Below are 26,028 nucleotides of genomic sequence, written 5' to 3'. Positions count from 1 at the left end.
TCCGAAGTGCACCGGTGGGCCATCGCCAAACGCGCCGTCGGCGCCGCCCGCCGCGCCGCCGCCGCGCAGGACCGGCCGTGACCACCCTCCCCGGCATGAACGTCGACGCGCTCGGCACGTTCCTGCGCGACAACAGTATCGACATCACCGGAGAACTGCGTGTCGAGCGAATCGCCGGAGGCCGGTCCAACCTCACCTACCGCGCCCACGACGACACCACATCATGGATCGTGCGGCGCCCCCCGGTCAGCGGACTGACCCCCTCCGCCCACGACATGGCACGCGAATGGACCGTCACCCGCGCCCTGCGCGGCACCGACGTCCCCGTGGCCACCGCCGTCGCCTTCGACGCCGACGGCGCCACCCTCGGAGCGCCGATGACCGTCGTCGAGTTCGTCCCCGGACCCGTCGTGCGCACCCGCACCGACCTCGACTCCCTCACCGACGACGACATCGCCGCCAACACCAGCGAACTCGTCCGCGTCCTGGCCGCACTGCACGCCGTCGACCACCACGCCGTCGGACTCGCCGACTTCGGCAGACCCGACGGATTCGCCGCCCGACAGGTCGCCACCTGGGGACGGCAATGGCACCGCGTCAAGACCCGCGACCTCGACGACATCGACCGACTCCACCAGGCCCTCACCGACGCCGTCCCCGCCCACTCGGCCGCCGCCATCGTGCACGGCGACTACCGCGTCGACAACACCATCCTCACCCCCGGCGAGCCTGGAACCGTTGCTGCACTGGTCGACTGGGAGATGTCCACCCTCGGCGACCCTCTGACCGACATCGCCCTCATGTGCGCCTACCGGCAACCCATGTTCGACACCGTCCTCGGCCTCGACGCCGCCTGGACCTCCCCTCGCTACCCCGACGCCGACGACCTCGCCCAGCACTACGCCGTCGCCTCCGGACGCGACCTCGCCCACTGGAACTTCTACCGCGCTCTCGCCGACTTCAAGATCGCCGTCATCGCCGAAGGCATCGCACACCGCGCCCTCACCTCCGACGATGCAGACGGCACCGCCACGGCAGCCGCGCACGCCACAGCCGAATTCGCCGCAGCAGGGCTGCGCTCACTGGAAGGAGCGACGCTGTGACACGCAGCGCCCTGATCACAGGCGGTTCACGCGGAATCGGACTCGCGATCGGGCGACGCCTCGCGAGTGAGGGCTGGTCCATGCTCGTCACCGGGCGCAACCAGGACACCCTGGACGACGCCGCGCAGACACTCACCGACGCCGGGGCCGCACGGGTGCGCACCGTCGCCTGCGACATGGCCGATCCCGACGTGGCCGAGATCCTCATCAGCGAATACGGGAAGAGCTTCCGCGCGATCGACGCCCTGATCCTCAATGCGGGTGTGGGCACCGCCGGACCCATCGACACCTACCCGATGCGCCGGTTCGACAAGACGATCGACGTGAACCTGCGTGCTCCGTTCGCACTGCTACAGGCCGCGATGCCGTTGCTGCACAATGCAGTTGTCGCGGACCCCGCACACGGCGCGAAAGTGATCGCGCTGGCCTCACTTGCCGGGGTGTACCCGGAAGCCGGCCTCGCCGCCTACGGCGCGACCAAAGCCGCACTGCTCTCGGTGATCGACACCCTCAACTCCGAACAGAGCGGCTCCGGTATCACGGGCACCGCCATCGCCCCCGGCTACGTCGACACCGACATGAGCGCCTGGATCACCGACCGCATCCCCGCCGACACGATGATCTCGGTCGACGACATCGTCGAACTCGTGGCCGCCCTGACACGCCTGTCGCCGCGGGCCGTCGTCTCCCGCATCGTCGTCACCCGTGCAGGAGCGGGACTGCAGGCTTGACCGTCCGCCCAGCCCACCGTGTTCGATACATGCCGGTCGATCAGCCCTTCGCGAGGTGATCCGACAGGAACCCGAACTCGGTGTCGACGATCTGGGCGATCTCTCCGGACAGCGTCTTCTCCACGTCCGCGCCGAACATCGGTATCGGAACTCTGATGTCGAAGTGCACAGTCACCTTCGATCCGGTCCCGTCCGGCTCGAGCGTCATTCGCCCCTCGGTGTCGCCGGGCCCCTTCAATTCGACAGTGGTCTCGCCGCTGTACCCGTTGTCGACCCGGTTCCACCGCTCGGTTCTGATCACCTCGGGCTCTCCACGCACGAAGCCACGAACTGCTTTCGGTAGCTTGCTGCGGGCCACGGTGGTGAACACGGTGACGGTCAGAGAGCCGTCGGAGACCTCGTGCTCACGAAGCTCCTTCGACGTCGCTTCGACTATGGCAAGCCGGTTCTCGACGAACGTACGGTCGCAGAAGAGAGCGAAGACCGTGTCCGGGTCCGCCGAGAAATTTTGTTCGAGGTCGAGCTGCATCGTGTCGTCCTTCGTCGGTGAAGTCAATAATTATTCGGTTAATATAGACACCGAAGCGATCCGCCGACAAGCCTCCGAAGGAGAACGCATGCACCGGGAGCCCACCACTTTCGCTGTCGACGGCGAGACGGTCGACGGATGGTATTTCGTACCTGACGCGGCGCCGCCCCACCCCGTGGTGATCATCGCCGAGGGCCTGGGCGGGGTGAAGGAGATGTCACTCGACCGTGTCGGCCGCTCCTTCGCCGAGGCCGGTTTCGGTGTGCTGGCATTCGACTACGTGAACTTCGGCTCGTCGACCGGCCCGAGTCCCCAACTCGTCGATCCGGAACAACAGGTCCGCACATTTCGCGCCGCGATCGACGTGGCGCGAGCTCGTCCGGACGTCGACCGGTCGCGAGTCGGCGCGTGGGGTGCCAGCTTCGGCGGGGGCCACGTACTGCGCCTCGCCTCCACCGACACGACGATCGCGTCCGCAGTGGCAGTGGTGCCGCACCTGGGCGTCCCGCGTTCGGAGGCGCTGCGCAACGCCGTGAAGCCCACGACCTGGCGAGCAATGGTCACCGGTTCGCTCGCGCTGGTGAGCGCGGGGCCCGCCGATCCGGCCCTCCTGCAGGACCGCGACGCGTACGAGTTTCTCACCGGTACGGCCCAGCGTCAGGCGCCGCAGTGGCGCAACAACATTGCGTCCGCATCATTGCCGCGGATAGGTCGGTACACCCCGGTGGCGAGCGGGAGTCGGTTGCGGGTGCCGACACGGGTGATCGTCGCGACCGACGACACCCTCAATCCTGCATCCAGGACGCGGAAGGCACTCCCGACGACGGACACGATCGAGGTCCCCGGGGGCCACTTCGACATCTACGGCTCCTCGTACGAGTCGATGATCGGCGCCTCGCTCGACTGGTTCCGCACAACCATGCCCGCCTGAGCCGAACCGCCCGTTCAGTCCTCGACGTCGGCCGCGTTGTGCCGTCGGACCGCAGCGGCCGTCGTCTCCGCGTCGCCGGCAGCGATGGCCTCGATGAGGTCTGCGTGGACTCGGACGCGGCGTTCCAAGTAGTCGGGCGCTCGACCTTCTGCTGCGGTGACCGAGGTCGACAGGTCACGTATACAGCTTACGGATCCGAGGTAGACGGCCTTGGCGACCGCGTTCGGTGTAATGGCGGCAATGCGTTCGTGCAGGGCCAAATTCGCAGCCATGAAGGTGTCTGTCGATCCGACGGAATCGGCCATCCGCTCGACACTGCGGCGGAGGGCCGCGATGTCGCGGGCGGTCCGGCAGCGCGCCGCGTCCCTACAGATCAGGTCTTCGAGAGCGTCACGGACTGCCATTGCGTCTGCCACGGTCGCAGAATCGTTGGGGACTGCGAGCAGAGTCTGTCGCAGGCGCACCACCGGACTGGGCCGCGCGACGAAAACCCCGCCGTTGCGGCCCGGCCGGATCTCGACAAGGCCGCGCTCGGCCAACAGCCGAAGGGCCTCGGTGATGGTCTGTTTGGCCAGGCCGGTCTGCTCACGCAGATCCGCCACTGTGGTCAGCCTGTCGCCGGGGGCCAGATTCCTGCCGGGCAGCGACGCCTCGAGGCTCCGTGCCAGCGCTTCCACGCGTGAGACGGACACGGCAGAGATGTCGGAATACATACGAATAGTTTAACTGGTAGTTCTTGACATCGCTCGGCGTCTGAGCCAGACTTCGAATTTAATACCGGGTAGTAATTGAAGGAGTTCGCGTGGACAGTTCACTGGAGGTGCCGCACGTCGACGTGGCCGTGGTCGGCTTCGGTCCCGGCGGTGAAGTACTCGCCTCACTGCTCGGTCAGCGTGGCCACTCGGTGGTGGTGTTCGAAAAAGCACCCGAGCCGTACGGTCTCCCCCGAATGAGCACACTCGACGGCGAGATCGCGCGTCTGCTGCAGCACACCGGCGATCCGGCGGAGGCGCTCCTCGACGCGATACCTCAGCTCGAGGTCGAGATCTACGGAGCCGACTCGCAGCGGGTAGGAACGCTGGACTGGAGCGAGCGCCACAGCGGATACCCGTCCCGGCTGTCGTTGCACCAGCCGAACATCGAGTCGGCCATGGAACGGCGCATCGCCGAATGTCCGTCGGTCGAAGTCCGTTGGGGCGCAATGGTCACCGCCGTAGAATCCGCGCAGGACGGCGGTATCGAGGTCACCTCCTTCGTGGACGGCACCGAATCCCGACTGCACGCGCGATACCTGGTGGGCATGGATGGGGCGTCCAGCACCGTCCGCTCACTTCTCGGCATCGACGTGGAAACACTTCACGAACATGACGACCGGTGGGTACTCACCGATTACGAGGTGGTCAAGCCCCTCCCGGACGGGCTGGACCACCGCATCTACATGGACATGAACCTCGTCGAGCCGTACTTCTACGGCCCGAACGGTGCCGGACGGTGCCGCACCGATGTCAAGCTCGCACCCGACGTCGACATCGTTGCCGTTCAGGAGCCGTCGCAAGGCTTCGAGTTCCTCGAGAAGCGAGTCGGCATCCCCCGCGACCACGTGACACAGACGCGACGGGTGATCTATCGCTTCCGATCCCACATGGCGAACGCCTTCCGGGTGGGTGACGCCTTCATCGGCGGCGACGCCGCGCACGCCATGCCCCCACACATGGGGCAAGGGGCCTGCACAGCGATGCGAGACGCCGTCAACCTCGGCTGGAAACTCGACATGGTTCTGAGCGGCACCGCTGCACCGGACCTGCTGGACACCTACGAATCCGAACGCCTCGAGCACGACAGCCAGTTCGTCCACGGGTCTTTCGGGAGTTGGTCGATGGTCGTTCAACCCGACCGGGCATCCGCCGAGCAGCGCGACGAGTTCCTCCGTACCTCCGAGGACGCGTTGGGCTTCTACCTCGATCCACTGCGCGACGGTGTACTCCACCGCACCGCCGACGGGGGCTACGGCCGGGAGGCCGGGGAATTGGCCCCGCAGGGTGTGGTGAGCCGCGGAGGTGAGACCGCGCTGCTCGACCAGTTCACAGGCTTCGGCTTCCAGCTGGTGAGCACGCAGGTTCTCGACGACGCGCTGGGTGCGGACAGGATCCGGGAGCTCGATCGACTAGGTGTCCGACGGGTAGTGGTCGCGATCGGCGGCTCCGGCGAGTCAGATTCCGATGCAACAGCATTCGACGATGTCGAGGGCGCGTACGGCGAGTACTTCCGCACGCACGGTGCCACCGCCTTCATCGGGCGACCGGACTTCTACACCTTCGGTCTCGCGGACGGAGACAGCGCCACGGTCGCACTCGTGGACGATCTGCTCGCACAACTTCCCGCCCCCGTTCCCACCGCCTGACGCCGATCACGGCACCCAAGGAGATATCACGTGAAACTGATCGGTTTCAGCCGCGGTAACAGCCCGGAGATAGCGCGGACGGACGGGGCAGAAGTATGGCCGATAGCGGAGGTCGGTGACTTCTGGGACGACCCGCACAGCGCACTCGAGCGCGCCCACTCCGCGCCCGCCCATCCGTTGCGGCGGTCGGACGTCATCGAGGTACCGCCCATTCCGTTGTCGGCCAGGGTCTTCTGCATCGGGCTGAATTTCCATGATCACGCCGCGGAAGGCGGATTCGTCGTTCCGACTCACCCCACGATGTTCGGCAGATGGACGGCATCTCTCAGCGTCGACGGGCGATCGGTGTCCGTTCCACGGGACGAACACGGGCTGGACTGGGAAGTCGAACTCGCGGTGGTCGCCGGCCGGCGGGTTCACGACGCCGACGAAGACGAGTGCACCGCAGCAATTCTCGGGTACGCCACCTTCAACGACCTCACCGCACGCCGCGCGCAGAAACTCACCAGTCAGTGGACCCTCGGAAAGAACGCGGACGACAGCGGACCACTGGGGCCGCTGGTGACCGTCGACGAATCGGGTCATCCTGACAAGGGGTGGCCGATGACGACACACGTCAACGGAAAACTCGCCCAATCGGGAAACACCCGCGACATGATCTTCGGCCCCGCCGCACTGCTGTCGTTCCTCAGCCGAACGATGACGATCAACCCCGGCGACATGATCGTCACCGGTACCCCGGCAGGCGTCGGCTACACCCGGACACCACCCTGGTTGCTCTCCGCAGGAGACACCGTCACCGTGGAGGTCGGCGACCTCGGAGCCGTCACCACACCGGTTGTCGCTGCAGCACAGTAGAACCGACGAGCGTGCGAGCGGCCTCGACGGCGACCCCGGGCGAGATCGTCGTCAGTGGAGTGCAGGCCCCCGAGTGAGAACGGTTGCCCGTGACACGAACGCGAGGTGGCGCACCAGGTCGTCGTCGCTCAAGTGCGCGGCGGAGGCAAATCGGTCTCCGTACGCGACGTGGATGGTGACCGACGAGGTCACGAGGCGAAAGGTCAGGTCGAGTTTGCGGTCGACATCGTCGATCTCAGCGATTCCCGGGTGCTTGAGCAGTGTCGACGCGAACTGCTGTCCGAGCTTCGTCGTCCAGGCAGATCCTTTCCGTCGTATCTCGGCGTGAGACCCCGCCAGAAGAACGACCGCCTTCATCAGTCCTCGTCGGTCGAGAAAGATTCGAGCCACGACGCCGACCGCCTGATCGACCGCGTCGCCTGCCGACTCGGAATCCCAGCGCACCATCGCGGCCACTTCTGCCTGGCGGGACTCGATCGACTCCATCGCGTGGTCGTAGACCGCCAGAAGCAACTCGCCCTTCCCGTCGACCCGCGAGTAGATGGACGCGACCGAAATGGTTGCGCGGTCGCAGACGGCCCCGATCGTGAACCCTTCCGCCCCGGACTCCTCCAGGACTTCCACGCCGGCAGCCAGTGCCCGTTCCCACGACCGCCGGGATCGCTCCTGAACGGCCGGCCGTATCCGCGGCGATTCGGTCTCGCCGCTGTCCGACTCGGGCGTGGTCACGGGTGTATTCAACCAGACCTACGGCGGATATGTGGCCGTGAACAGAATAAGAATTCTTTTTCTGTTTTTCCGGCGAATCGACTCGCATCCGCCGTTCGCAGTGGCAAACTCCGCCACGTCAGCCATTCGACGAACCTCGATGCACAGGGAGCACACGATGAAGATCGACGTCGATTCCACGCGGTGTGAGGGCTACGGATTCTGCGAGGAGCGAGCCGGCGACCTCGTGCGACTCGACGAGGACGGCATCCCCGAGATACTTGTGGACACTGTGCCCGAAGAACGGGCCGATGCCGCACGTTCCGCCGTACGCAGTTGCCCGGTCGCGGCGTTGAAACTGGCGGAATGACGTGCTCACCCACGATGGCACGATCGTCATCGTCGGCGGATCGATAGCAGGCGTCACGGCCGCCGAAGAGCTCCGGTCGGCAGGTCACCTCGGCCCGATCGTGATGATCGACGAGCAGCCGCACCAGTCGTATGCCAGACCCCCACTCTCGAAAGCGGTACTGACCGGGGTGGACTCAGTGGAGTCGGTCGCTCTTCCGCCTCTGCAGGACTCGGCGCTCACGCACATGTCCGACCAGCGCGTCGTCGATGTCTCGATCGAAGGATCCGCGGTGATCCTCGCCTCCGGTGATCGCATCAGGTTCGACGGCCTCGTGATCGCGTCGGGAGCACGACCCATCACCATGGCCGACCTCGGACGCAATCCGGACGGCGTTCCGGAGAAGGTACTACGCACCGTCGACGACGCCCGAGCGATTCGTGATGCCCTGGCGACCGCGTCGAGTGTCATCGTGATCGGCGGCGGGATTCTGGGCATGGAACTGGCGTCGGCGGCCGTCGAGGCCGGAGCGCGAACCGTCGTCGTCAGCAACGAACCACCGATGAGACGACAGTGTGGGCCGTTCGTCTCGGCTCTCGTCCAACGCCGAGCTGAAGCCCGTGGGGTCGAATTCCTGATCCACCCCGACGGGGCTCGCCTGGTGACGAACGGTTCGACACCTGGTGTGGACACCGGCGGGTCGACCATCACGGCCGAACTCATCGTCACCGCGGTCGGGGACTCCCCCAACGTCGACTGGCTCATCACGTCCGGGCTTGCGGACCGTCGTGGCGTGCAGGTCGACAGTCGCTGCCGGGTCACGCCGACGATCGTCGCAGCCGGCGACATCACCACTCACGGACCGAGCCGCCGACGGCATCCGCACTGGTCGGCCGCGATCGACCAAGGGAGGACCGCAGCACGCGCGCTCGTTCTCGGCGACGCAGCATCCGGGTTGCACGCTCGTCCGTACTTCTGGACCGACCAGTTCGGACTCGCCCTGAAGATGAGCGGAGACATGCCGTTCGACGGATCCTCCACCGTCATCGAAGGCTCGCTGGACGAGTTCTCCGCGCTGGTGCAATTCAGCTCCGACGACGGGCCCGTGGGCGCGCTCTCCCTCAACCGGCGCGTCCCGATGTCACGCCTACACCGGATAGCCGCCCCCTCCCGTACAACCAGCGAAGAAGTGAGGACATGACAAGCGCCGACCACGACATCGACATCACCGACATCGACCTGTTCAGTGGCGAGAACCTGACCGACCCGTACCCGATCTACCGGCGCCTGCGAGACACGGGAGCATCCGTATGGGTCTCTGCTCTGGAGTGCTGGGCCGTTCCCCGGTACGACGACGTCCGCGCGTCGCTCCAGGATTGGGAAACCTACTCCTCCGCACAGGGTGTCGGAATGAACGACGACATCAACGAACTCTCCGGCGGCACCGTGCTGGCGTCGGATCCCCCACTGCACGATCAACTTCGGGGCGTACTCGCGGACCGTCTGGGGCCGCGTGCCATTCGGTCTCTGTCCGGCCCGATCCGCGAGCAGGCAGACGCACTCGTCGAATCATTGGTCGAGCGAGGCACATTCGATGCCGTCACCGATCTCGCTCGGGTATTTCCCCCTACCATCATCGCCGACCTCGTGGGCCTGCCCGGGGAGATTCGCCCCCAGCTCCTGGAGTGGGGCGACGCCGTCTTCAATACGCTGGGACCGCTGAACGACCGGTCGATGAACGTGATGCCTGTGGTGGGTGACCAGTTCCAATGGCTCTACAGCCTGGACGGCAGCGAATTGCGCGAAGGGAGTATGGGACGCGCGATCTTCGATGCTGCGGACGCCGGACTCATCTCTCGGGAATCAGCACCTGCTCTACTCTCCGCCTACACCAGCGCCTCCATGGACACGACCGTGAACGCGCTCGGCTCCGCGGTCGCGCTGTTCGCGTAACACCCCGATCAGTGGTCCGCATTGCGCGTCGACAGAACTCTCGTGCCGTCCGCGTTCGACGAGGTGCTCCGCTTCGAGAGTCCACTGCAGATGTTCACCAGGGTGGCCACGCGAGATCATCGTCTCGGTGAGCACGACATCTCGAGCGGCGATCGCGTGATCATGATGTACGGGTCCGCCAACCGCGACGAGCGCCACTTCGGCGACACGGCGGGATCATTTCGACATCACTCGCGACGCGTCGGACCACGTGGCGTTCGGGTCCGGACTGCACGGTTGCGCCGGCCAGGGGTTGGCTCGACTCGAAGCGCACTCGGTGTTGAACGCCCTCGCCGATCGAGTGGTCTCGTTCGCGATCGATGGCGAACCGGTTCGTCATCTGAACAATCTGGTCCGAGGCTTCGGATCTCTCTCCGTCTCCGTCGAGCGTGCCTGACCTTCCTGACTCCGGACCGGAACAAAGTACTTCGACGTCCGCCACGATCGTGTTATAAACAACCTAACTATAGAGATAATAAGGAGACGCCATGCCGTCCGAACTCGATATCGAACATTCCTTCTCTCGACCCGCTCGCGAGGTGTACCAGCTGTTCTGTGACAAGAGCTTCGTCGAGGAGAGGCTTCAGATCCTCGACGCCACCGCAAGAGAAATCCTGTCGCACGACGTGTCCGACGACAAGCTCGAGGTGTCCGTCCGCACCGCGATGTCGCGCGACAAACTGCCCAAGAAGGTCCGGGGATTCGTACGGGGCGAGCCCACGATCACGCGCACCGAGAGTTGGCGCCCGAGCGAGTCGGGATTCATGGGTGAGTCCGACGTCAAGATGAGCGGCCCTGGTGCGATCAAGGGGCGCATGGCACTCGAAGATACCGGCGAAGGAAGCAGTCTGACCGTCCACTTCGATATCGAGGTGCCGATACCGATGTTCGGTGGCGAGGTGGAGCAGATCCTGGTGTCCGAAATCTCCGAGACCATGAACGTCGAGGCGAAGTTCACCGAACAGAGCGTCGCCGACCGGTCCAGCTGAGCTCCAGTTCTGCGCTGTCGCAACACCCTTCACGCTCGCCGGACCTCAGGAGCACCATGACCACCTCGATCGACCCACTGGACAAGCTGACCGAGATCGACTTCTTCGACGAACGCCTGCTCGACGGCCGATTGCACGGCGCCCTGGCGGAGCATCGGGAAGCCGACGTCCCGATGGTGGTGGATCAGTTCCGACGCGTACACCTCCTCCGGTACGACGACGTGCGTACCGCCTACATCGACCAGGCCGGCTACCGGAACATCGGTACCGGTTTCGTCGAGTCCTTCGGCTGCATGAGCGGCCCGCTGCACGACTGGCAGGCGAACGCCCTGCTCGTGCAGGACCCTCCGCGCCACACCGCGATGCGGCGCGCCGTGCGCCACTTCGACGCGCGACTTGCTCGTCGGCTCGAGCCGACGATACGTCGACAAGCACACGATCTCGTCGATCGGTTCCCCGAGGACGGGGTGGTGAACTTCGCGCACGAATTCGGATTTCGGCTCCCTGTGAAGATCATCATGGGGCTTCTCCGTCTGCCCGAAGAGGACGAGGAGATGATCGGCGAGTGGTCACCCCACACGCTGCCCATCGCGTGGGACGACATCGACAGGGCGGACGAAGTCAACGCGCTCTTCCGTGAGTATGTGGAGAGGAAGATTGCGGAACGCCGATCGACCCCGCTGGAGGACGACACACTCTCGGACCTCATCGACGCTGCGGATCGCGAGGGCCTCACCCACGACGAGCTCTGGGCGACGGTACAGACGGTGATTCTCGCAGGACACGAGACGACGTCCAGCGCCTTGAGCATCGGTGTGCACACCCTGCTCACGCAGGGTGACCACTGGCAGAGTCTCCGCGAGGACAGGTCGTTGCTGGCCGGTGCGAGCCATGAGATCTTGCGATACGACCCCGCAGTGATCTCGACCGCGCGAGTATTGACCGCGGACACCGAACTGCATGGTGTCGTACTGTCTGAGGGAACATCACTGGCGTTGTGCATCACCTCGGCCAACCGCGACCCGCGAGTGTTCGACTCACCTGATGTCTTCGACATCTCCCGATCGAACGCGCACGAGAATCTCACGTTCGGCGCCGGCATTCACCGCTGCGTCGGCGCGCCCCTCGCCCAACTCGAGATCCCCACAGCTCTCGACGTCCTCCTCGACCGACTGGTACACGTCGAGGTCGCGACCCCGCCGGAGTACGAGCCGGGCTTCTTCCGTCAGTTCGGCGCACTCCAGCTCGGTGTGACGACACGCCCGCGCCGAAAAGGCCTGACCGCACAGGAGTAGAACATGCCCGACGAGTACCCGAACGCGTTCGAGGCTCCACTCACCGCGTCGCGACTGGTGTTCACCGCGATCGGCCTCTCGGATACATTTACCGCCGAACAGCGCAGTGCTGCAGTAATTCCCGACTTCGAAGATCCGCGCCGAACGGACTGGGACATCATTCCCAAGCCGGATCGGACGGGTGTCTCGATGCACCAGCTCGATCGCCATCAGAAGGTGCTGGCGTGGGACCTGGTGCGGATGTGTCTGCCGCTGCGCGCTTTCACCAAAGTCCTGGCGATCACCCAACTCGAAACAGTCCTCCGCGACTACGAGCACGATCTGCTGGGGCCCGCGTTACAAGCATGGCGTACACCGGACTCGTACTTCCTCACCGTCTTCGGCCGTCCCGGTTTCGAAGACACGTGGAGTCTCCGGTTCCTGGGTCACCATGTCTGCGTGAACATCACGGTCGTTCGAGAGCGCTGGGTGATCGCTACCCCGATGGCGCTCGGGGCCCAACCTGTCCTGTACGACGGTGTCCTGCAACCGCTTCGCGACGACGAGGGTCTGGCATTCGACCTGCTGTCGGAACTGACCGACGCGCAGCGATCCACGGCGGTCATTCATTCGGTCGCGCCGGCTGATTTCGTGACTCGACAGGTACCGCACGTCGGGGACGTGGAGTACGGCGACCTCTACGACCTCGGCATGCTGCAGTATCGGATCACCGACGCCGACCGTGAGGCAACGAAATTCGAGCGTGCTCGTCCGCGGGGGCTCCGCGAGACCGAGATGACTGCCGCGCAGCGCGACATCCTGCGCTCGCTCCTGTGGTGCTACCTCGACCGGCTGCCGGAGGAGTCTCGGCAGGCCTCGGAAACGTGGATGGAGAATCTGGCCACCGACGACGTCCATTTCGCATGGGCAGGTGCCACCGTTCGCGGGCAGGCTCACTACTTCCGGATCCAGACCCCCCGCTTCCTCGTCGAGGCGGTGAATTCGGTCAACAGCGGAAATCATCTGCACACAGTGCTTCGTGACCTCGACAACGATTTCGGCAAGACGATGCTGGACCAGCCGGAGTTCGACCGCTCGGTTCTCCGCGAGCACCTGACGACACGCACCACATCCTCGGTTCCGCACTCACGACCCACAACATCACTCACCACCACATCAGAGGAGACACGTCCATGACCCACGAAAGCCACCTCATTGCCCGCGCCGACGATCGAGCGATGATCACTGCAGTTCTCCATCGTTACGCCCACCTCGCCCGTGACGAGGCCGACTTCACGCTCCTGGGAACACTGTTCACACCGACCGGTACCTTCTCGTTGCAGGACGGCACGACATGGGGACGGGACGAGATTCACAACGTCGTCAGAGGGGACGAAGCCGCATACATCCGGCATCACGCCACGACCATCGACATCGAGTTCGTGGACGAGAATACCGCCCACACGATCACGACCTTCTTCACCATCACCGACGAGGCGTCGCCCGACCACTGGGGCAACTGGGAGGACGTCCTGCGCAAACAGTCGAACGGAACGTGGCTCATCGACACCCGAGTAGTGACCGCGGAGGGCGCCGACCCGGAAGGGTGGCTGATGCGTGTGTACACCGCCGAGGCCGAAAAGTCGTAACCGAGGCTGAATGTCCCTCGGCTGGAGCGAGATCGGCTACGTCGACGACGTGCCCCGCAACTCCACGGGAAAGCTCCGGAAGACGCGCCTGCTCAGCCGGTCCTGATCGGGGACCGGCTCGAGCCGGCAACGTCCACAAGAGGAAGTAGTCTCCACCGACCCGACGTCGCCGCCCGGCAGTTCTGACAGGTATTGCCATCCGGTGCAGGAGGGGTTACCGGCTGCTCATCATGGCGAGAATATCGTTGTACGAACCGTCGGACACCGCGTTCCTGAGGACCCGAGCACGATGGACGACCACTTCGTCGGCATTCGGGTCGTTCCGCAGGAGATCCATCGTTTCGCCGAGGAATTCGTCCAACGGCATCGCCTGGTCGTCGTCCTGCTGGCCCAGCAAGGTGGTCCGCACGCCCGGCGGGACCATTTCGACCACCTTCAGCGCCGAGCCTGCTTCCGCCAGCTGGATGCGCAGAGTCTCGGTGAAGGAGTGCAGCGCGGCCTTCGTCGCGCTGTACGTCGGGGTGATCGGGTAGGGGACGAACGCCAGCGACGACGTGACGTTGATCAGGGTCGCGTCGTCCCGATCCTTCAACAACGGCAGGAAGGCGTAGGTCATCCGAATGGTGCCGAGCAGGTTGGTCTCGACATGACTCTCCGCCACACTCAGGTCGCCGCTGTCGAGGATGTTCTCCCGCATCATGATTCCCGCGTTGTTGATCAGAACATTCACGTCGGGATGATTCGTGCGGACGGTGTCCTGCGCCCTGGAGATCGAGTCGGGGTCCGTCACGTCGAGCACCAGTGACTCCATTCCGGGGTGCTCGGCAGTGATGCGATCGAGCAGGTCCACCCGACGCCCCGCGACGATGACCGTGTTGCCCGCCTCGTGAAAGCGTTCGGCCAGACCCAGGCCGATGCCGGAGGTACCGCCGGTGATCACGATGGTGTTGCCAGTCGACTTCATTCTGTATGTCTCCACTCGTCGTGCGGTCGGTCGGTGACCCGCATCGACGAACGTAGGACGTCGCGGACGATGTCGGCAGAGAAGATCTGTCCAGGGACCGCCGGTCCCTGGATGAAACGTCGGCGACGGACGAGGATCCAGGTATGGAGAAGAAGGAACTCGCGGAGTTCTTGCGTCATCGGCGCGAGGCCATGCAACCGCGTGACGTGGGGCTGATCAGTGGACCACGCAGACGGACGAGCGGGCTGCGGCGCGAGGAAGTCGCTCAGCTCGCCGGAATGTCCACCGACTACTACGCGCGGCTGGAACAACAACGTGCACCCCGGCCGTCCGTCGACATCACGACGGCGCTGGCGCGGGCCCTCCGACTGACACTCGACGAGCGAGACCACCTGTTCGTGCTGATCGGCCACAACGCACCGGCCCGGTTCCAGTGGGACGAGCACGTGAGTCCGACCCTGCTCACCGTGCTCGACCGTCTGCACGACACCCCGGCCCTCGTGCAGACCGACCTCCTGGACACGCTCGCGATGAACCCGTTGGCCATCGCCCTCCTGGGCGATCAGACCCGGCATACCGGCCTGGCCCGCAGCGGCTACTACCGATGGTTCACGGACCCATCCGAACGACTCCGCTTTCCGGAGGAGACGCATGAACAGCACGGACGAGCGCACGCTGCGCGCCTGCGCGTCACCCTGAACGCCGGTAGCGACGTCCGCCGAGCGGCTGAGATCCTCGCAGCACTGCGACGCGACAGCGCGGAATTCGTGCGCATGTGGGAGCTGCACGAAGTGGCCCAGCGATACGACGACTGCAAGACCGTCGTTCACCCGGAACTCGGCGCCATCGATGTCGACGGACAAGTTCTGTTCACGGAAAATCGCGCCCAGACCCTCGTGGTGCTGGCGACTCGACCGGGCACCGAGAGCCACAGCAAACTGCAGCTGTTGAACGTCGTCGGTGACCAGAAGATGACTCCCGAACGACTGGTGTGACGGGGTTCCCGCCCCCGGCTCAGCCCAGACGAGCCACGATCGCGTCTCCGAGACTCGCGGACGTGGAGGTGCCACCCATGTCGGGTGTGAGGGAGTCGCCTCCGCGTGCGAGGACCTCTTCGACGGCGGTGAGAATCGCTGCGGCAGCATCCTTCTCACCGAGGTGTTCGAGCATCATCGACGCACTCCAGATCTGACCGATCGGATTGGCGATGCCACGGCCGGCGATGTCGGGAGCGGAGCCGTGCACAGGCTCGAACAGACTGGGGAATCGCCGCTCCGGGTTGATGTTTCCGCTGGGCGCGATTCCGATGGTGCCGGTGCACGCTGGTCCGAGGTCGGAGAGGATGTCGCCGAACAGGTTGCTCCCGACCACGACGTCGAACCAGTCCGGGTGGAGCACGAAGTTCGCGGTGAGAATGTCGATGTGGTACTTGTCCACGCGCACATCGTCGTAGTGAGCGGCCATGGCCTCGACCCGCTTGTCCCAGTACGGCATCGAGATCGAGATCCCGTTGCTCTTGGTGGCGGAGGTCAGGTGCTTCTTCGGGCGGGTCCGGGCCAGTTCGAAGGCGTACTTCAGAATTCGGTCGACGCCCACACGGGTCATGACCGTCTCCTGGAGAACGGTCTCCCTGTCGGTGCCCTCGAAGATCGTGCCACCGACGCTCGAGTACTCGCCCTCCGTGTTCTCCCGTACGACGTAGAAGTCGATGTCACCGGGTTCGCGCCCGGCCAGCGGACTGGTGACACCCGGAAGCAGCTTGACCGGGCGGAGACTGACGTACTGGTCGAAGTGCCGGCGGAACTGCAGCAGGCTGCCCCACAGGGAGACGTGATCGGGGACGGTGTCGGGCCATCCGACAGCACCGAAGAAGATCGAGTCGAATCCGACGAGTTCGTCGAACCAGCCGTCGGGCATCATCTTTCCGTGCCGTGTGTAGTAGTCGGCACTGGCGTAGTCGAACTGTTCGTGGTCGAGGGTGAAGTCGAATGCCTTCGCGGCTGCCTCGAGGACCTTGATGCCCTCGGGTACTACTTCCTTGCCGATTCCGTCTCCGGGAATGACGGCGATGCGATGAGTGGAACCCATGGGGTGCGTACCTTTCGGTGTGTGGGAGTCGCTGACGGAGGCGTCAGGCAGAGTCCTGATGGTGGGTGAGCTCGTCACCTTCGAGCGCGTCGATCGCTGCGGCGGTGAGGCTGTTCAGAATGTGCTTGCGTGTCAGCTCTCCCGCCGCGTGGCTGTCACCCGAGACGACGAGTTCGAGGATCTGGAAGTGCTCGTCGAGATCGATGGTGCGGGGTTCCGCGCCCGGCGGCAGTTCCAGGCCCACCCGCCGATACCTGTCGGACTTGTCCCATAGGTCTTCCAGCAGGTGAATGAGTACGTCGTTGTGGGACGCGAGGTACAGGGTGCGGTGGAACTCGCGGTGCGCGATCAGCCCCTCCTCCCCCCACTTCTGAGTCACCGGGACCAGTCGAGACGCCGCGGCCCGCATGTCGACGATGTCCCGTTCGGTGCGCCGCTGTGCAGCCAGTTCCACAGCGGTGGGGTCGAGCGACAGACGCACCTCGAAGAGCTGCCGCGCCTGAGTGGCCGACATCGGTGCGATGCGCACGTTCTTGTGACTGTCGAGTTCGATCAGCCCCTCACTGCTCAGGCGCCGCACCGCCTCCCGTAGAGGGGTGATGCTCATCTGCAGACGATCGGCCAGTTCGTACTGCGCCAGACGCGAGCCCGCGGGCAGTGTTCCCAGCAGGATCCAGCTGCGGAGCTGGGCGTAGGCGACGTCTCCCTTGCTGGAGAAGACATTCTGCGCAACGGCCACGATGGTCCGCCTCTCGACAGGGGGTTGTGCTCTCGGTCACGGCGAGTATAGCTTGGAAACATCTTATAAGACTTACAAGATGCAAGAGAGGCCCCAGCATGAAGATCACCTCCGTCCACGAGGGCACCGTTCCGATCAGCTCCTCCATCCGCAATGCCTGGATCGATTTCAGCAAGATGGACTGCTCCATCGTCGCCATCGTGAGTGACGTGGTGCGCGACGGCGAGCCCGTCGTCGGGTACGGCTTCAACTCCAACGGCCGCTACAGCGCCGGCGAGATCCTGCGGCGCCGCATCATCCCGCGCCTGCTCGACGCGACGCCGGACTCGCTCCTCGACGCAGAGGGCGAACTCGATCCCACCATCGCGTGGGACGCCATGATGAGCAACGAGAAGCCGGGCGGACACGGCGAGCGATCGGTCGCTGTCGGTGTGGTGGACATGGCGCTGTTCGACCTCGCGTCGAAGATCGCCGAGAAGCCGCTCTACCGCTGGCTCTCCGACAAGCACGGTGACGGTGCACCCGACGACTCCGTGTTCGTCTACGCCGCCGGTGGCTACTACGCCCCCGGAAAGACACTCGCGGATCTACAGGACGAGATGCGCGGATTCCTCGACCAGGGTTACCACGTGGTCAAGATGAAGATCGGCGGCGCCGACCTCGCCGAGGACCTGCGCCGCATCGAGGCAGTCCTCGAGGTGCTCGACGGTGACGGTTCACGTCTCGCAGTCGACGTCAACGGTCGTTTCGACCTGGCGACCGCCCTCGAGTACGGCAAGGCCATCGAGCCCTACGGCCTCTTCTGGTACGAAGAGGTCGGCGACCCCCTCGACTACCGACTCAATGCCGTTCTGTCCGATAACTACTCGGGTCGCATCGCCACCGGCGAGAACCTCTTCTCGCTCCAGGACGCCCGAAACCTCGTGCGGTACGCCGGCATGCGTCCGGACCGCGACATCATCCAGGTCGACCCCGCACTGAGCTACGGCCTGACCGAGTACCTGCGCATCCAGTCGATGCTGAAGGACCACGGCTGGTCCTCCCGCCAGTGCATCCCGCACGGCGGTCACCAGTTCTCCCTGCACATCGCCGCCGCACTCAAGCTGGGCGGCAACGAGTCCTACCCCGGCGAGTTCCAACCCACCGGCGGATTCGCCGACGGCGCCGTCGTCGAACGGAGCCAGGTGGGACTCACCGAGAGCCCCGGCATCGGGTTCGAGGAGAAAGCCGCCTTCTACAAGGTGCTGCGCGAACTGCACTGACCCGCATTCCGCACGTTCTCCAGCTCCACCTGCTCCACCGATCGACAGGGCCACACCTGATGCCGACCATCCGGCGTGGCCCTGTCCGGTGCTGCGCGAACGCGTATCGCGGTCGCCCGGCTCACACCACGGCCCGGCAAGCGCCGGACCGGATCTTTCGCTACTCCTGACTCGAGGAGCACGACCATCATGGCATCCACCCCCGTCCACCCCCATGTCGATTCCCTCACTCCCCCACCGAAACGGTCCCGATTCGGCCGCCTGATCCGAGAACTCTGGTTCCAGGTCGTCATCGGAGCAATCGCCGGCATCGCCGTCGGCATCCTGCTCCCGGACGTCGGATCCGCGCTGAGCCCGCTCAACGACTGGTTCATCTCGCTGGTCAAGATGATCGTCGTCCCGGTGGTCTTCTGCGTCGTCTCGCTGAGCATCGCGTCGATGGACAACCTCCGCAAGGCCGGACGCATCGGCGTCAAGGCCATCGGCTACTTCCTTGTGCTGTCACTTCTTTCGATGCTTTTCGGGCTCGTTGTCGCCAACGTCTTCCGACCCGGCGACGGTATGAACATCGACCCGTCCGCCCTCGACCCCTCCGCGGTACCGGAATCGGCCACCGGCTCGGTGTCGGCCGTAGAGTTCATCAGCAACATCATCCCCGAATCTCTCTTCGGGGCGATCACCGGACACACGATCCTCTCCGCATTGCTCGTGTCGATCGTGTTCGGCGCAGCCCTGAACGTCAGCGGCGAAGCCGGCGTCCCGATCACCCGCGCCATCAATTCTCTCTCGACCGTCGTGTTCAAGATTGTTGCCTGGGTCATGCGGTTGGCCCCCATCGGCACCTTCGGTGCTCTCGCAGCTGTCGTCGCCAATTACGGCGCATCCACGCTCCAGCAGCTCGGGTACCTCATCCTGCTCTTCACCGCCACCTGCATCGTCTACGTCATCGTCATTCTCGGCGGCATCGCCAGGGCTTGCGGGCTGCGGCTGTGGCCACTGATGAAGTACCTCAAAGCCGAGCTTCTCGTCGCACTGAGCACGTGCTCGAGCGAAGCAATTCTGCCGCAACTGATCAAGAAGCTCGAACATCTGGGCGTCGGAAAGCCGGTCGTCGGCATCGTCATCCCCTCGGGGTTCTCGTTCAACCTCGACGGGTCGGCCGTCTACCTGACGATGGCGTCTCTCTTCCTCGCCCAGGCAGTCGGCGTCGACCTGTCCTGGCAGCAGCAGCTGATCATGGTCGGCATCATGATGCTGACGAGCAAGGGCACTGCCGGTATCGCCGGAGGTGCCTTCATCGTGCTCGCCAGCACCATCACGGCTGTCGGACACATCCCACTGGCCGCTCTGGCACTCATCGTGGGTATCGATCGCATCCTCAACGAGGGCCGCGTGTTCATCAACGTCCTCGGCAACGCCATGGCCGCCATCGTCATCGGCAAGTGGGAGAACGACTTCGACGGAGACCGTGCCCGTGACGTCCTCGCTGGGAAGGACGATGTCGATGGTGACCACCCGGTAATCTCGACCGACCAGCGTGAGATGACAGGCGCACACACCACGGCCTGATCCGCATCCACCTGCACCACCGACGAAACGTCGTCAGCACCCGTCCCGTCGGACGGGTGCTGACGACGTACCGCTGCGGTCCGACACAAAAGGAGACGACACTCATGACCACCGTCCTCATCACCACCGACTATCTCCGCCCCGGCGACGACGTCGACACCATGCTCCGCGCGCACGGTCACGAGAGCGTCCACTCCCCCGCGACCGGACCCCGCCCCGACGGTGAGATGGCCGCGCTTCTCGCCGCGTGTGACGCCGCCATCCTCGCCAGCGAACCCGTCACTGCTGCCATGCTCGACAAGTCTCCGACCCTGCGGGTGATCGCCCGCAGCGGAGTCGGATACGACTCCATCGACATCGAGGCCGCTACCCGGAACGGGGTTCTCGTCTGCAACACTCCCGGGGCCAACCGCCACGCGGTGGCCGAGATGACCATCGCTCTACTTCTGATGTGCGCGAGGCGCATCGGCGAGACCACCGACGGCGTGCGGCGCGGAGAGTGGCCACGCCACGACACCCGGCAGCTACGGGGCGCGACACTCGGCATCATCGGTCTCGGGCCCAGCGGACGGGCCGTCGCAGACCTCGCTCACGCGTTCGGCATGACTGTTCTGATCTCCACCGGTCACCCCGACCCCGAGCTCGACGTCACCTACGTCGACAAGACCACCCTGCTTCGGGAGTCCGACTTCGTCAGCCTTCACGCCCGCGCCGGCGGCGCACCCGTTATCGACGCCGCGGCACTGGCCGAGATGAAATCCACCGCCTACCTCGTCAACACCGCCCGCGGATCGATGGTCGACGAGAACGCCCTCGTCGACGCGCTCCGGGGCCACACCATCGCGGGGGCGGCCCTCGACGTCTTCGCCACCGAACCGCCCGACCCGGACAACCCGCTCCTGGCCATACCCAGGGTCGTCGCCACCTCACACCTGGCCGGTCAGACCCGCGAGGCGCGCACCGATGCGGGTACCGCCGCCGCACAGTCCGTCATCGCAGCACTGGCCGGTCGGCCGGCCGCGGGTGCGATCAATGCCGACGCGCTCGCATCGTCGATCGAGTGACGCTCGGCAGTGAGCGGCCTGATCGAGCTGTCGGCGGATGCGCTGAGGCCGGTCGCGTACTCGGAAAGCAGTGCCTCGAAGATCGCTAGAGTTTTCGTGCGCTCACTTCCACGCCTGCCGCCCGCAGTCGGGTGACGAGCGCGTCGCCGATTCCCGTTGCGGGAGTGAGCACTCCTCCGCCGATGCCGGGGAGCTCGTCGCGATTCAGAGCGAGAGCGAGAGCGGACTCGCCGAGCATGACGGCCGTCGCCTTGTATCCCGGGTCACCCTTCGCCTTGACCCGTGAGACGTAATGCTCGCCGGACGTGGTGGTGGTGTAGATGTCTATCGTGAAATGGCCCTTTCGCTGGGTCTTTTCGCTCGGCCCCTGACCCGGCTTCGGCAACAACTTGTCGAGAACGAACCGTGTCGGCTTGAAGGCCAAACCCGCGAAAACGGCCCCCAATCCCACCGCGATCCCCCCCGCCATAATTCGCGACAGCGGCGAGGATCCAACGCTCATCACCTCGCTGTACTTGAACGTCTTCCCGTACGCGTAGCCGAGAAGCGCGTTCGAGCGCCGAACGACACGAGAGTTGTAGGGAGCCATGATGAAGGGCGCCTTGTAACCCTTCAATGACGGATGAATACTCGCCCCCTTCACGATCGGCGCGTCGTTCTGCCGACCGAGATCGGGTTCGATCGAGCGGTCAGGACTCAAGGAGTACGGACTCAGAACGACCGAGCGGGCTTTCTCGTTACCAACCATGTCATCGATCTGCGTGCGGAACGAGTCGATGGTGCCGCCGCTCATACCCCCCCTCATCGACGTGAGCACGAGAGTGGTGTCGGTGAGTTCACCGGCGCCGTCAGCGTTGACCTTCTCGTACAACGCGTATACACCGATGTCCGACGGGATCGAATCGAAGCCACACGAATGAACGATCCGGGCGCCGGTGAACCGGGCCAGTTCGTCGTTTTCGTCGGCGCTCTCGCGCGCGAACAGCACTTCACCGGTCAGGTCGACATAATCCGTCCCCGCCGCGGCACAGGCATGGGCCAGCGCCTTGCCGTACTTCGCGTAAGGACCGACAGTGGTGATCACCACATGCGCCTGTGCGGCGAGAGCGTCGAGGGCAGCCGAATCGTCCGCCTCTGCAACCAAGATCGGCCAGTCGGCAGCAGTAGCACCAAGAGTAGAACGAACGGCCACCAACTTGCTCTGCGATCGCCCGGCCAGGGCGATCCGTGTATCTGCGGGCCCGGCCACCGATAGGTGTTCGGCGACAAGTGACCCGACGAAGCCGCTGGCTCCGTAGACGATGACGTCGTAGTCACGGACACGCTGTTCTGAAGAGGTCATGCGGCGAACGTTACGTGACTAAGCGTTGTTTTGACACTGGTTCATATTATGAATGATACTTCAAATATGGTGACGGACGCTGCACAGCGTGGTGAGCGACGCCGCATGCGAACGCGTGCGAAGTTGATCGACGCGGCCGAGGAACTGCTCGCGAACGGCCCGTTCGCGGCGGTACGGATCGAGGACATCGCCGACGGCGCCGACATGTCGGTGGGCGCCGTGTACGTGCATTTCGAGAACAAGGACGGCGTGATCGCGGCCGTGGGTGAGCGCATCGCGACTCGGGCGATCGACCAGCTCACCGCCGCTCTCGAGCCCGGACAGTCACCCTACGAGCAGTTCGCCGCCGCCGGCCCGGCCTACATGCGGTTCCTCCTCGACAACCCGGCATTCCTTCGCTACCTCGCGACCGAGTCCGCCGGCCCCGAGTCGCAGGCGCTGCAGGAATCCGCGTCGCGCACCATCTCGGCGTTGCTGTCGCTGTTCGAATCAGCGATCCAGGCGTGTGTCGATGCCGGGGAGATTCGCACTCTGGATGCGCGCTTGATGGCGCACTTCCTCTTCGGCGCCTGGAACGGTGTCGCCGGGCTCGTGCTGGGCCCGACCGGAGCAACCCTCACTGCCGCGGATGTCGAGCAGTGCCTCGAACAGGCCAGACAGATCGTGCTGGCGGGGCTGGCTTCGACGCCGGCTCGAACGGAAGGACAACGCTGATGAGCCTGACCAAAGCCCGCTACCCTCTGGCCCGTTACTGGGAGTCACGACGCGTGTCCGGGGCGGAGGTGCACCGCATGATCGACTCCCTCGATCCGGTCGAGGACGACGTGGAGATCACCCATCTCAGCATGGAGGTGCTCACTCCGCCGCTGTTCGCGTACATGGGGTACGCGTCTGGTTTCGCTCGAACCCTGGGTAACCCGGCGACTGCCGACCGCGCTTGGCGCAACGGGACCGGCGATCAAATTGTGAAGTCGGCGAAGCGCGACCTCGACACCCTGACCTTTTTCGGGGAGTTCATGAGACGGGGACATCGCAGTCCCGAAGCGCAGGCGGTGTTCGACCGCATCCAGCAAATTCACGGGCAGATCGGGAAGGTGTCCAACGAGGGTCAGATCCACGTGCTCGGGATGTTGATCTTCGATCAGGAACGATTCGCCCGGTACCTCGGACACCGATGGTTCTCCGACCGCGAGAACGAAGCTCGATTCAACTTCTGGCTGGGAGTTGGCAACGGTATGCGCCTGCGCGACATGCCGCAGACGCGCGACGACTTCCTGGCATGGATCGACGACTACGAGGAACGCCTCTTCGCACCGTCGGTCGCGGCCACCGAGGTGTTCGGAGGTCAGCTGAAAGGCATCAGTGCCTACGTTCCCGCGCCGATGCGGCGACCGGTCCGCGACATGCTCATCGGCAGTCTCGAACCCCGAGTACGCGAACTCCTCGGCTTCGACAAACCCTCCGTGCCGGTCACGCCGATGGTGAAGGTGGGCACCAAGGCGTTGATGGCCGCTCGCCCCGTCGTTCGGTACCGACTCGACCGCACCTGGGTAGGCAACTTCAGCAGATTCGGCGACGATCCCCCCATCGCCGAGATGGGTTACCAACACAAGCCCCGCTGACTGAGAACACACACCGACCTTCGAAGCGGTGGTACGCCGCGGCGCTTGACGCCGAGGTGGTGAACACCCCCTGGTGGCGTGGCTGCCGCCCATCTCAGCGATGCCTCGTTGTCACCTCGGACGAACATCGATGGAGGACCTGCGAGATCGGTACCGCGCGTGGTTCATTGGTCGTGTGAGATCACCGGACGAAGCGTTCGACGTCAACGACGTTCCCATGACACGAGACTAGATCGACACAACACTCAGCAGGTTCAGACAACAGCTTGCCGGCGGCACCGGGACTCTGCGAGAACGAAAATGGGCAGAAACGGCAGCTGACATCGCGGGCCACCGAATCGCTCCATCAGCCCTTCGACCACATCGTGGTCGAAGGGCTACGGATCGATCACAACGACGTCCTCGCTCGGCGTGGATGTGGCACCGTTTGGCGGTCGCCGTCTGACGCTCACTCCACCACAATCTGCGCCGGGTGGTTCTGTTACACCGCGGCGACAACGCCGGTTCCACGAATTGCGTTGCGGAGCCCATGACCCTGCGATCAGCGCTGTTGATGCCGGCTCCTGCTTCACCAGTAAGCGAGAGATCGTTGGTCCACCCCGGTCCGCATTCGTCCACGCCATCCGCAGACACAGCGTGAAGCGGGTGGAATGCGTCCACTGGAGTCCGCCAAGGTTTATAGGCTGTAGTGGACACTTCGGCGCTCGAGCCCACCCACAGCCACTCACGTCCACCCGAGTCCAGTGAACAAGTTATGGATGAGTTGTGGCAACTCGTCATCGAGCAGAAATCGACTAGTTCTCGCAGTGACCGGACGCACCTGCCCCGTGGCGGACCTGCACGGAAGTACCGGGGAAAGTCATGGAGTCAGTGCGCCTGCTTCCCGACAAGCCCTCGCCGCCGAGGTCACGAAACCGGATCGGACCGTTCGCGGATCTGCAGGGACAAATCTCGGGGCTTCAGAGTGACTGTCTCGTCTACCTTGAGCGTGTAGTCGGTGTCCTCGATCAAGTCGACTCGACCGACAATGAGGGCGAGGGCAACAAGCACCTCGTGATAGGCAAACTGTCGGCCTATGCAGCCGCGCACTCCGGTCCCGAACGGCTTGTACAGATCAGCGAGGTTGACCGGAACGCGACTGCGCTCGAACCGATTTGGGTCGAATCGTTCCGGATCAGCACCCCACGCCGCATCGCGATGCAGCTGCAGCAACACCACGAACACCCACTCCCCCTTCTCGAAAGGGTGCTCCCCCACCATCGTGTCTCGCCGCGCCTTCCGGTAGTAACCGGGCGCCACCGGCCACAAGCGCAACGTCTCGTCGACCACGCGCCGCAGGTACCGCAGCTTGCCCACGTGATCGAACTGAAGATCGCCATCGGGGCACACCGCCGAGAGCTCGGCCCGAATCCGCTCGACCACATGCGGATGGGTCGACAAGAAGTGCAGAGCGAACGCCATAACCCCGGCCGACGTCTCCTGGCCCGCAACCAGAAAGGTGAGTATCTGATTGCGAATGTTCTGATCGGACAACCGCTCCCCCGTCGCCGGGTCCACGGTGCTCAGCATCAGATCGAGAAGGTCACCGCTCCCCGGGGCGTCTCGCTCGCGGCGCGTCGCGACGATGTCGTCCACGAGTCGTTGAGCTACCTCGATGTCGTCTCGGTGTTGGTTACGGTCACGCCTGAACATCGTCGCCTCGAGAGCGGGGTGGGAGTACGCGGCCCGGTTGATGTATTTCAGCGCCCGAGAGATCCGCACCACCAACTCGTGCGGTGCTGCGTCGTCGAACGATCCGAAGTCGTAGCCGAAGGCCACCTCGCCGATCACACCGAGAGCAAGCTTGTTCATATCCGACGGTACG

26 protein-coding genes and 1 pseudogene are annotated in these 26,028 nt (G+C 64.6%); 19 read left to right on the top strand and 8 right to left on the bottom strand.

Annotation, left to right across the window (positions count from 1 at the left end):
* The first annotated feature begins 77 nt into the window (after positions 1–77).
* Both ASG69_RS22960 and ASG69_RS22955 read left to right on the top strand, forming a co-directional pair.
* On the top strand, positions 78–1,103 hold the full coding sequence (locus ASG69_RS22960; protein ID WP_056443008.1) for a phosphotransferase family protein: 1,026 nt from the start codon (positions 78–80) through the stop codon (positions 1,101–1,103).
* Positions 1,100–1,834 (top strand): SDR family NAD(P)-dependent oxidoreductase, encoded by a 735-nt coding sequence (locus tag ASG69_RS22955; protein WP_056443012.1) that lies wholly within the window; start codon positions 1,100–1,102, stop codon positions 1,832–1,834. The genes ASG69_RS22960 and ASG69_RS22955 overlap by 4 nt, the downstream gene beginning before the upstream one ends.
* 40 nt (positions 1,835–1,874) lie before the next feature.
* On the opposite strand, the gene ASG69_RS22705 is transcribed toward ASG69_RS22955, so the two are convergent.
* A complete protein-coding gene (locus ASG69_RS22705) occupies positions 1,875–2,363 on the bottom strand; it encodes a DUF2505 domain-containing protein (RefSeq protein WP_056443014.1) in 489 nt (162 codons plus the stop codon).
* Between the two features lie 88 nt (positions 2,364–2,451).
* On the opposite strand from ASG69_RS22705, the gene ASG69_RS22390 reads away from it, so the two are divergent.
* Positions 2,452–3,294, top strand: a complete 843-nt coding sequence (locus tag ASG69_RS22390; protein WP_056443015.1) for an alpha/beta hydrolase — start codon at positions 2,452–2,454, stop codon at positions 3,292–3,294.
* A 14-nt stretch (positions 3,295–3,308) separates the two neighbouring features.
* On the opposite strand, the gene ASG69_RS21965 is transcribed toward ASG69_RS22390, so the two are convergent.
* Positions 3,309–4,007 carry a FadR/GntR family transcriptional regulator gene (locus ASG69_RS21965; RefSeq protein WP_056443018.1) on the bottom strand — a complete coding sequence of 233 codons (699 nt, stop codon included), beginning with the start codon at positions 4,005–4,007 and terminating at the stop codon, positions 3,309–3,311.
* A gap of 89 nt (positions 4,008–4,096) precedes the next feature.
* Between ASG69_RS21965 and ASG69_RS21960 the strand changes: the two genes are divergently transcribed.
* Entirely contained in the window at positions 4,097–5,695 is a 1,599-nt protein-coding gene (locus ASG69_RS21960; RefSeq protein ID WP_056443021.1) for an FAD-dependent monooxygenase, read from the top strand.
* Positions 5,696–5,725: 30 nt separating this feature from the next.
* Positions 5,726–6,553, top strand: coding sequence for a fumarylacetoacetate hydrolase family protein (locus ASG69_RS21955; RefSeq protein ID WP_056443024.1), 828 nt, complete (start codon positions 5,726–5,728; stop codon positions 6,551–6,553).
* Between the two features lie 51 nt (positions 6,554–6,604).
* On the opposite strand, the gene ASG69_RS21950 is transcribed toward ASG69_RS21955, so the two are convergent.
* Positions 6,605–7,282, bottom strand: coding sequence for a TetR/AcrR family transcriptional regulator (locus tag ASG69_RS21950; RefSeq protein ID WP_056443027.1), 678 nt, complete (start codon positions 7,280–7,282; stop codon positions 6,605–6,607).
* Between ASG69_RS21950 and ASG69_RS23225 the strand changes: the two genes are divergently transcribed.
* The 8 genes and pseudogenes from ASG69_RS23225 to ASG69_RS21915 all read left to right on the top strand — a co-directional run bounded on the left by ASG69_RS23225 (position 7,275) and on the right by ASG69_RS21915 (position 13,514).
* Positions 7,275–7,631 (top strand): ferredoxin, encoded by a 357-nt coding sequence (locus ASG69_RS23225; RefSeq protein ID WP_235579052.1) that lies wholly within the window; start codon positions 7,275–7,277, stop codon positions 7,629–7,631. The genes ASG69_RS21950 and ASG69_RS23225 overlap by 8 nt on opposite strands.
* Before the next feature lies 1 nt (position 7,632).
* Positions 7,633–8,811, top strand: a complete 1,179-nt coding sequence (locus tag ASG69_RS21940; protein ID WP_056443033.1) for an NAD(P)/FAD-dependent oxidoreductase — start codon at positions 7,633–7,635, stop codon at positions 8,809–8,811.
* The gene (locus tag ASG69_RS22950; RefSeq protein ID WP_200933868.1) at positions 8,808–9,563 is read left to right on the top strand and encodes a cytochrome P450; all 756 of its coding nucleotides are present in this window, start codon (positions 8,808–8,810) and stop codon (positions 9,561–9,563) included. The genes ASG69_RS21940 and ASG69_RS22950 overlap by 4 nt, the downstream gene beginning before the upstream one ends.
* A 42-nt stretch (positions 9,564–9,605) precedes the next feature.
* Positions 9,606–9,773, top strand: a pseudogene (locus ASG69_RS23400) (cytochrome P450); the annotation flags it as partial.
* A 317-nt stretch (positions 9,774–10,090) separates the two neighbouring features.
* Entirely contained in the window at positions 10,091–10,591 is a 501-nt protein-coding gene (locus tag ASG69_RS21930) for a DUF2505 domain-containing protein (RefSeq protein WP_082544379.1), read from the top strand.
* Positions 10,592–10,647: 56 nt separating this feature from the next.
* Complete coding sequence (locus ASG69_RS21925) at positions 10,648–11,886, top strand: cytochrome P450 (RefSeq protein ID WP_056443041.1); 1,239 nt, start codon at positions 10,648–10,650, stop codon at positions 11,884–11,886.
* Between the two features lie 3 nt (positions 11,887–11,889).
* Positions 11,890–13,062, top strand: coding sequence for a DUF3500 domain-containing protein (locus ASG69_RS21920; protein ID WP_056443046.1), 1,173 nt, complete (start codon positions 11,890–11,892; stop codon positions 13,060–13,062).
* Positions 13,059–13,514: a nuclear transport factor 2 family protein gene (locus ASG69_RS21915; RefSeq protein WP_156380640.1), complete on the top strand. Its 456-nt coding sequence runs from the start codon at positions 13,059–13,061 to the stop codon at positions 13,512–13,514. Before ASG69_RS21920 ends, ASG69_RS21915 begins: the two co-directional genes overlap by 4 nt.
* Positions 13,515–13,728: 214 nt before the next feature.
* Here ASG69_RS21915 and ASG69_RS21910 read toward each other — a convergent pair whose 3' ends face one another.
* Entirely contained in the window at positions 13,729–14,478 is a 750-nt protein-coding gene (locus ASG69_RS21910) for an SDR family oxidoreductase (RefSeq protein ID WP_056443051.1), read from the bottom strand.
* Between the two features lie 143 nt (positions 14,479–14,621).
* Between ASG69_RS21910 and ASG69_RS21905 the strand changes: the two genes are divergently transcribed.
* Positions 14,622–15,473, top strand: a complete 852-nt coding sequence (locus ASG69_RS21905; RefSeq protein ID WP_056443053.1) for a helix-turn-helix transcriptional regulator — start codon at positions 14,622–14,624, stop codon at positions 15,471–15,473.
* 19 nt (positions 15,474–15,492) lie between these two features.
* Here ASG69_RS21905 and ASG69_RS21900 read toward each other — a convergent pair whose 3' ends face one another.
* Both ASG69_RS21900 and ASG69_RS21895 read right to left on the bottom strand, forming a co-directional pair.
* Positions 15,493–16,566 carry a tartrate dehydrogenase gene (locus ASG69_RS21900; RefSeq protein ID WP_056443057.1) on the bottom strand — a complete coding sequence of 358 codons (1,074 nt, stop codon included), beginning with the start codon at positions 16,564–16,566 and terminating at the stop codon, positions 15,493–15,495.
* Positions 16,567–16,609: 43 nt separating this feature from the next.
* Complete coding sequence (locus ASG69_RS21895) at positions 16,610–17,305, bottom strand: GntR family transcriptional regulator (protein ID WP_056443060.1); 696 nt, start codon at positions 17,303–17,305, stop codon at positions 16,610–16,612.
* A 98-nt stretch (positions 17,306–17,403) separates the two neighbouring features.
* On the opposite strand from ASG69_RS21895, the gene ASG69_RS21890 reads away from it, so the two are divergent.
* The 3 genes from ASG69_RS21890 (at position 17,404) to ASG69_RS21880 (ending at position 21,200) form a co-directional block, all read left to right on the top strand.
* A complete protein-coding gene (locus ASG69_RS21890) occupies positions 17,404–18,567 on the top strand; it encodes a mandelate racemase/muconate lactonizing enzyme family protein (protein ID WP_056443062.1) in 1,164 nt (387 codons plus the stop codon).
* A 189-nt stretch (positions 18,568–18,756) separates the two neighbouring features.
* Positions 18,757–20,136 (top strand): cation:dicarboxylate symporter family transporter, encoded by a 1,380-nt coding sequence (locus ASG69_RS21885; RefSeq protein WP_082544380.1) that lies wholly within the window; start codon positions 18,757–18,759, stop codon positions 20,134–20,136.
* 104 nt (positions 20,137–20,240) lie between these two features.
* The gene (locus tag ASG69_RS21880) at positions 20,241–21,200 is read left to right on the top strand and encodes a phosphoglycerate dehydrogenase (RefSeq protein ID WP_056443065.1); all 960 of its coding nucleotides are present in this window, start codon (positions 20,241–20,243) and stop codon (positions 21,198–21,200) included.
* 85 nt (positions 21,201–21,285) lie between these two features.
* Here the strand turns inward: ASG69_RS21880 and ASG69_RS21875 are convergent, their stop codons facing one another.
* Positions 21,286–22,542, bottom strand: a complete 1,257-nt coding sequence (locus tag ASG69_RS21875) for a saccharopine dehydrogenase family protein (RefSeq protein ID WP_056443067.1) — start codon at positions 22,540–22,542, stop codon at positions 21,286–21,288.
* Between the two features lie 105 nt (positions 22,543–22,647).
* On the opposite strand from ASG69_RS21875, the gene ASG69_RS21870 reads away from it, so the two are divergent.
* Both ASG69_RS21870 and ASG69_RS21865 read left to right on the top strand, forming a co-directional pair.
* Positions 22,648–23,256 (top strand): TetR/AcrR family transcriptional regulator, encoded by a 609-nt coding sequence (locus ASG69_RS21870; protein WP_056443070.1) that lies wholly within the window; start codon positions 22,648–22,650, stop codon positions 23,254–23,256.
* Positions 23,256–24,164: an oxygenase MpaB family protein gene (locus tag ASG69_RS21865; RefSeq protein ID WP_056443073.1), complete on the top strand. Its 909-nt coding sequence runs from the start codon at positions 23,256–23,258 to the stop codon at positions 24,162–24,164. The genes ASG69_RS21870 and ASG69_RS21865 overlap by 1 nt, the downstream gene beginning before the upstream one ends.
* 906 nt (positions 24,165–25,070) lie before the next feature.
* On the opposite strand, the gene ASG69_RS23220 is transcribed toward ASG69_RS21865, so the two are convergent.
* Entirely contained in the window at positions 25,071–26,015 is a 945-nt protein-coding gene (locus ASG69_RS23220) for a cytochrome P450 (protein WP_235579068.1), read from the bottom strand.
* Between the last annotated feature and the right edge of the window lie 13 nt (positions 26,016–26,028).

Origin of the sequence: Rhodococcus sp. Leaf225, from assembly GCF_001426145.1 — a bacterium.
GTDB lineage: Bacteria > Actinomycetota > Actinomycetes > Mycobacteriales > Mycobacteriaceae > Rhodococcoides.
This window is presented reverse-complemented; position numbering and strand designations above follow the sequence as displayed.

Bases quoted from the DNA above. Each gene is read 5' to 3' on its own strand.
- ASG69_RS21915 (WP_156380640.1), top strand. From the start codon at position 13,059: ATGACCCACGAAAGCCACCTCATTGCCCGCGCCGACGATCGAGCGATG.
- ASG69_RS21920 (WP_056443046.1), top strand. From the start codon at position 11,890: ATGCCCGACGAGTACCCGAACGCGTTCGAGGCTCCACTCACCGCGTCG.
- ASG69_RS21925 (WP_056443041.1), top strand. From the start codon at position 10,648: ATGACCACCTCGATCGACCCACTGGACAAGCTGACCGAGATCGACTTC.
- ASG69_RS21885 (WP_082544380.1), top strand. From the start codon at position 18,757: ATGGCATCCACCCCCGTCCACCCCCATGTCGATTCCCTCACTCCCCCA.
- ASG69_RS21890 (WP_056443062.1), top strand. From the start codon at position 17,404: ATGAAGATCACCTCCGTCCACGAGGGCACCGTTCCGATCAGCTCCTCC.
- ASG69_RS21930 (WP_082544379.1), top strand. From the start codon at position 10,091: ATGCCGTCCGAACTCGATATCGAACATTCCTTCTCTCGACCCGCTCGC.
- ASG69_RS21875 (WP_056443067.1), bottom strand. From the start codon at position 22,542: ATGACCTCTTCAGAACAGCGTGTCCGTGACTACGACGTCATCGTCTAC.
- ASG69_RS23220 (WP_235579068.1), bottom strand. From the start codon at position 26,015: ATGAACAAGCTTGCTCTCGGTGTGATCGGCGAGGTGGCCTTCGGCTAC.
- ASG69_RS22705 (WP_056443014.1), bottom strand. From the start codon at position 2,363: ATGCAGCTCGACCTCGAACAAAATTTCTCGGCGGACCCGGACACGGTC.
- ASG69_RS22950 (WP_200933868.1), top strand. From the start codon at position 8,808: ATGACAAGCGCCGACCACGACATCGACATCACCGACATCGACCTGTTC.
- ASG69_RS21965 (WP_056443018.1), bottom strand. From the start codon at position 4,007: ATGTATTCCGACATCTCTGCCGTGTCCGTCTCACGCGTGGAAGCGCTG.
- ASG69_RS21870 (WP_056443070.1), top strand. From the start codon at position 22,648: ATGCGAACGCGTGCGAAGTTGATCGACGCGGCCGAGGAACTGCTCGCG.
- ASG69_RS21905 (WP_056443053.1), top strand. From the start codon at position 14,622: ATGGAGAAGAAGGAACTCGCGGAGTTCTTGCGTCATCGGCGCGAGGCC.
- ASG69_RS22390 (WP_056443015.1), top strand. From the start codon at position 2,452: ATGCACCGGGAGCCCACCACTTTCGCTGTCGACGGCGAGACGGTCGAC.
- ASG69_RS21880 (WP_056443065.1), top strand. From the start codon at position 20,241: ATGACCACCGTCCTCATCACCACCGACTATCTCCGCCCCGGCGACGAC.
- ASG69_RS21900 (WP_056443057.1), bottom strand. From the start codon at position 16,566: ATGGGTTCCACTCATCGCATCGCCGTCATTCCCGGAGACGGAATCGGC.
- ASG69_RS21865 (WP_056443073.1), top strand. From the start codon at position 23,256: ATGAGCCTGACCAAAGCCCGCTACCCTCTGGCCCGTTACTGGGAGTCA.
- ASG69_RS21910 (WP_056443051.1), bottom strand. From the start codon at position 14,478: ATGAAGTCGACTGGCAACACCATCGTGATCACCGGCGGTACCTCCGGC.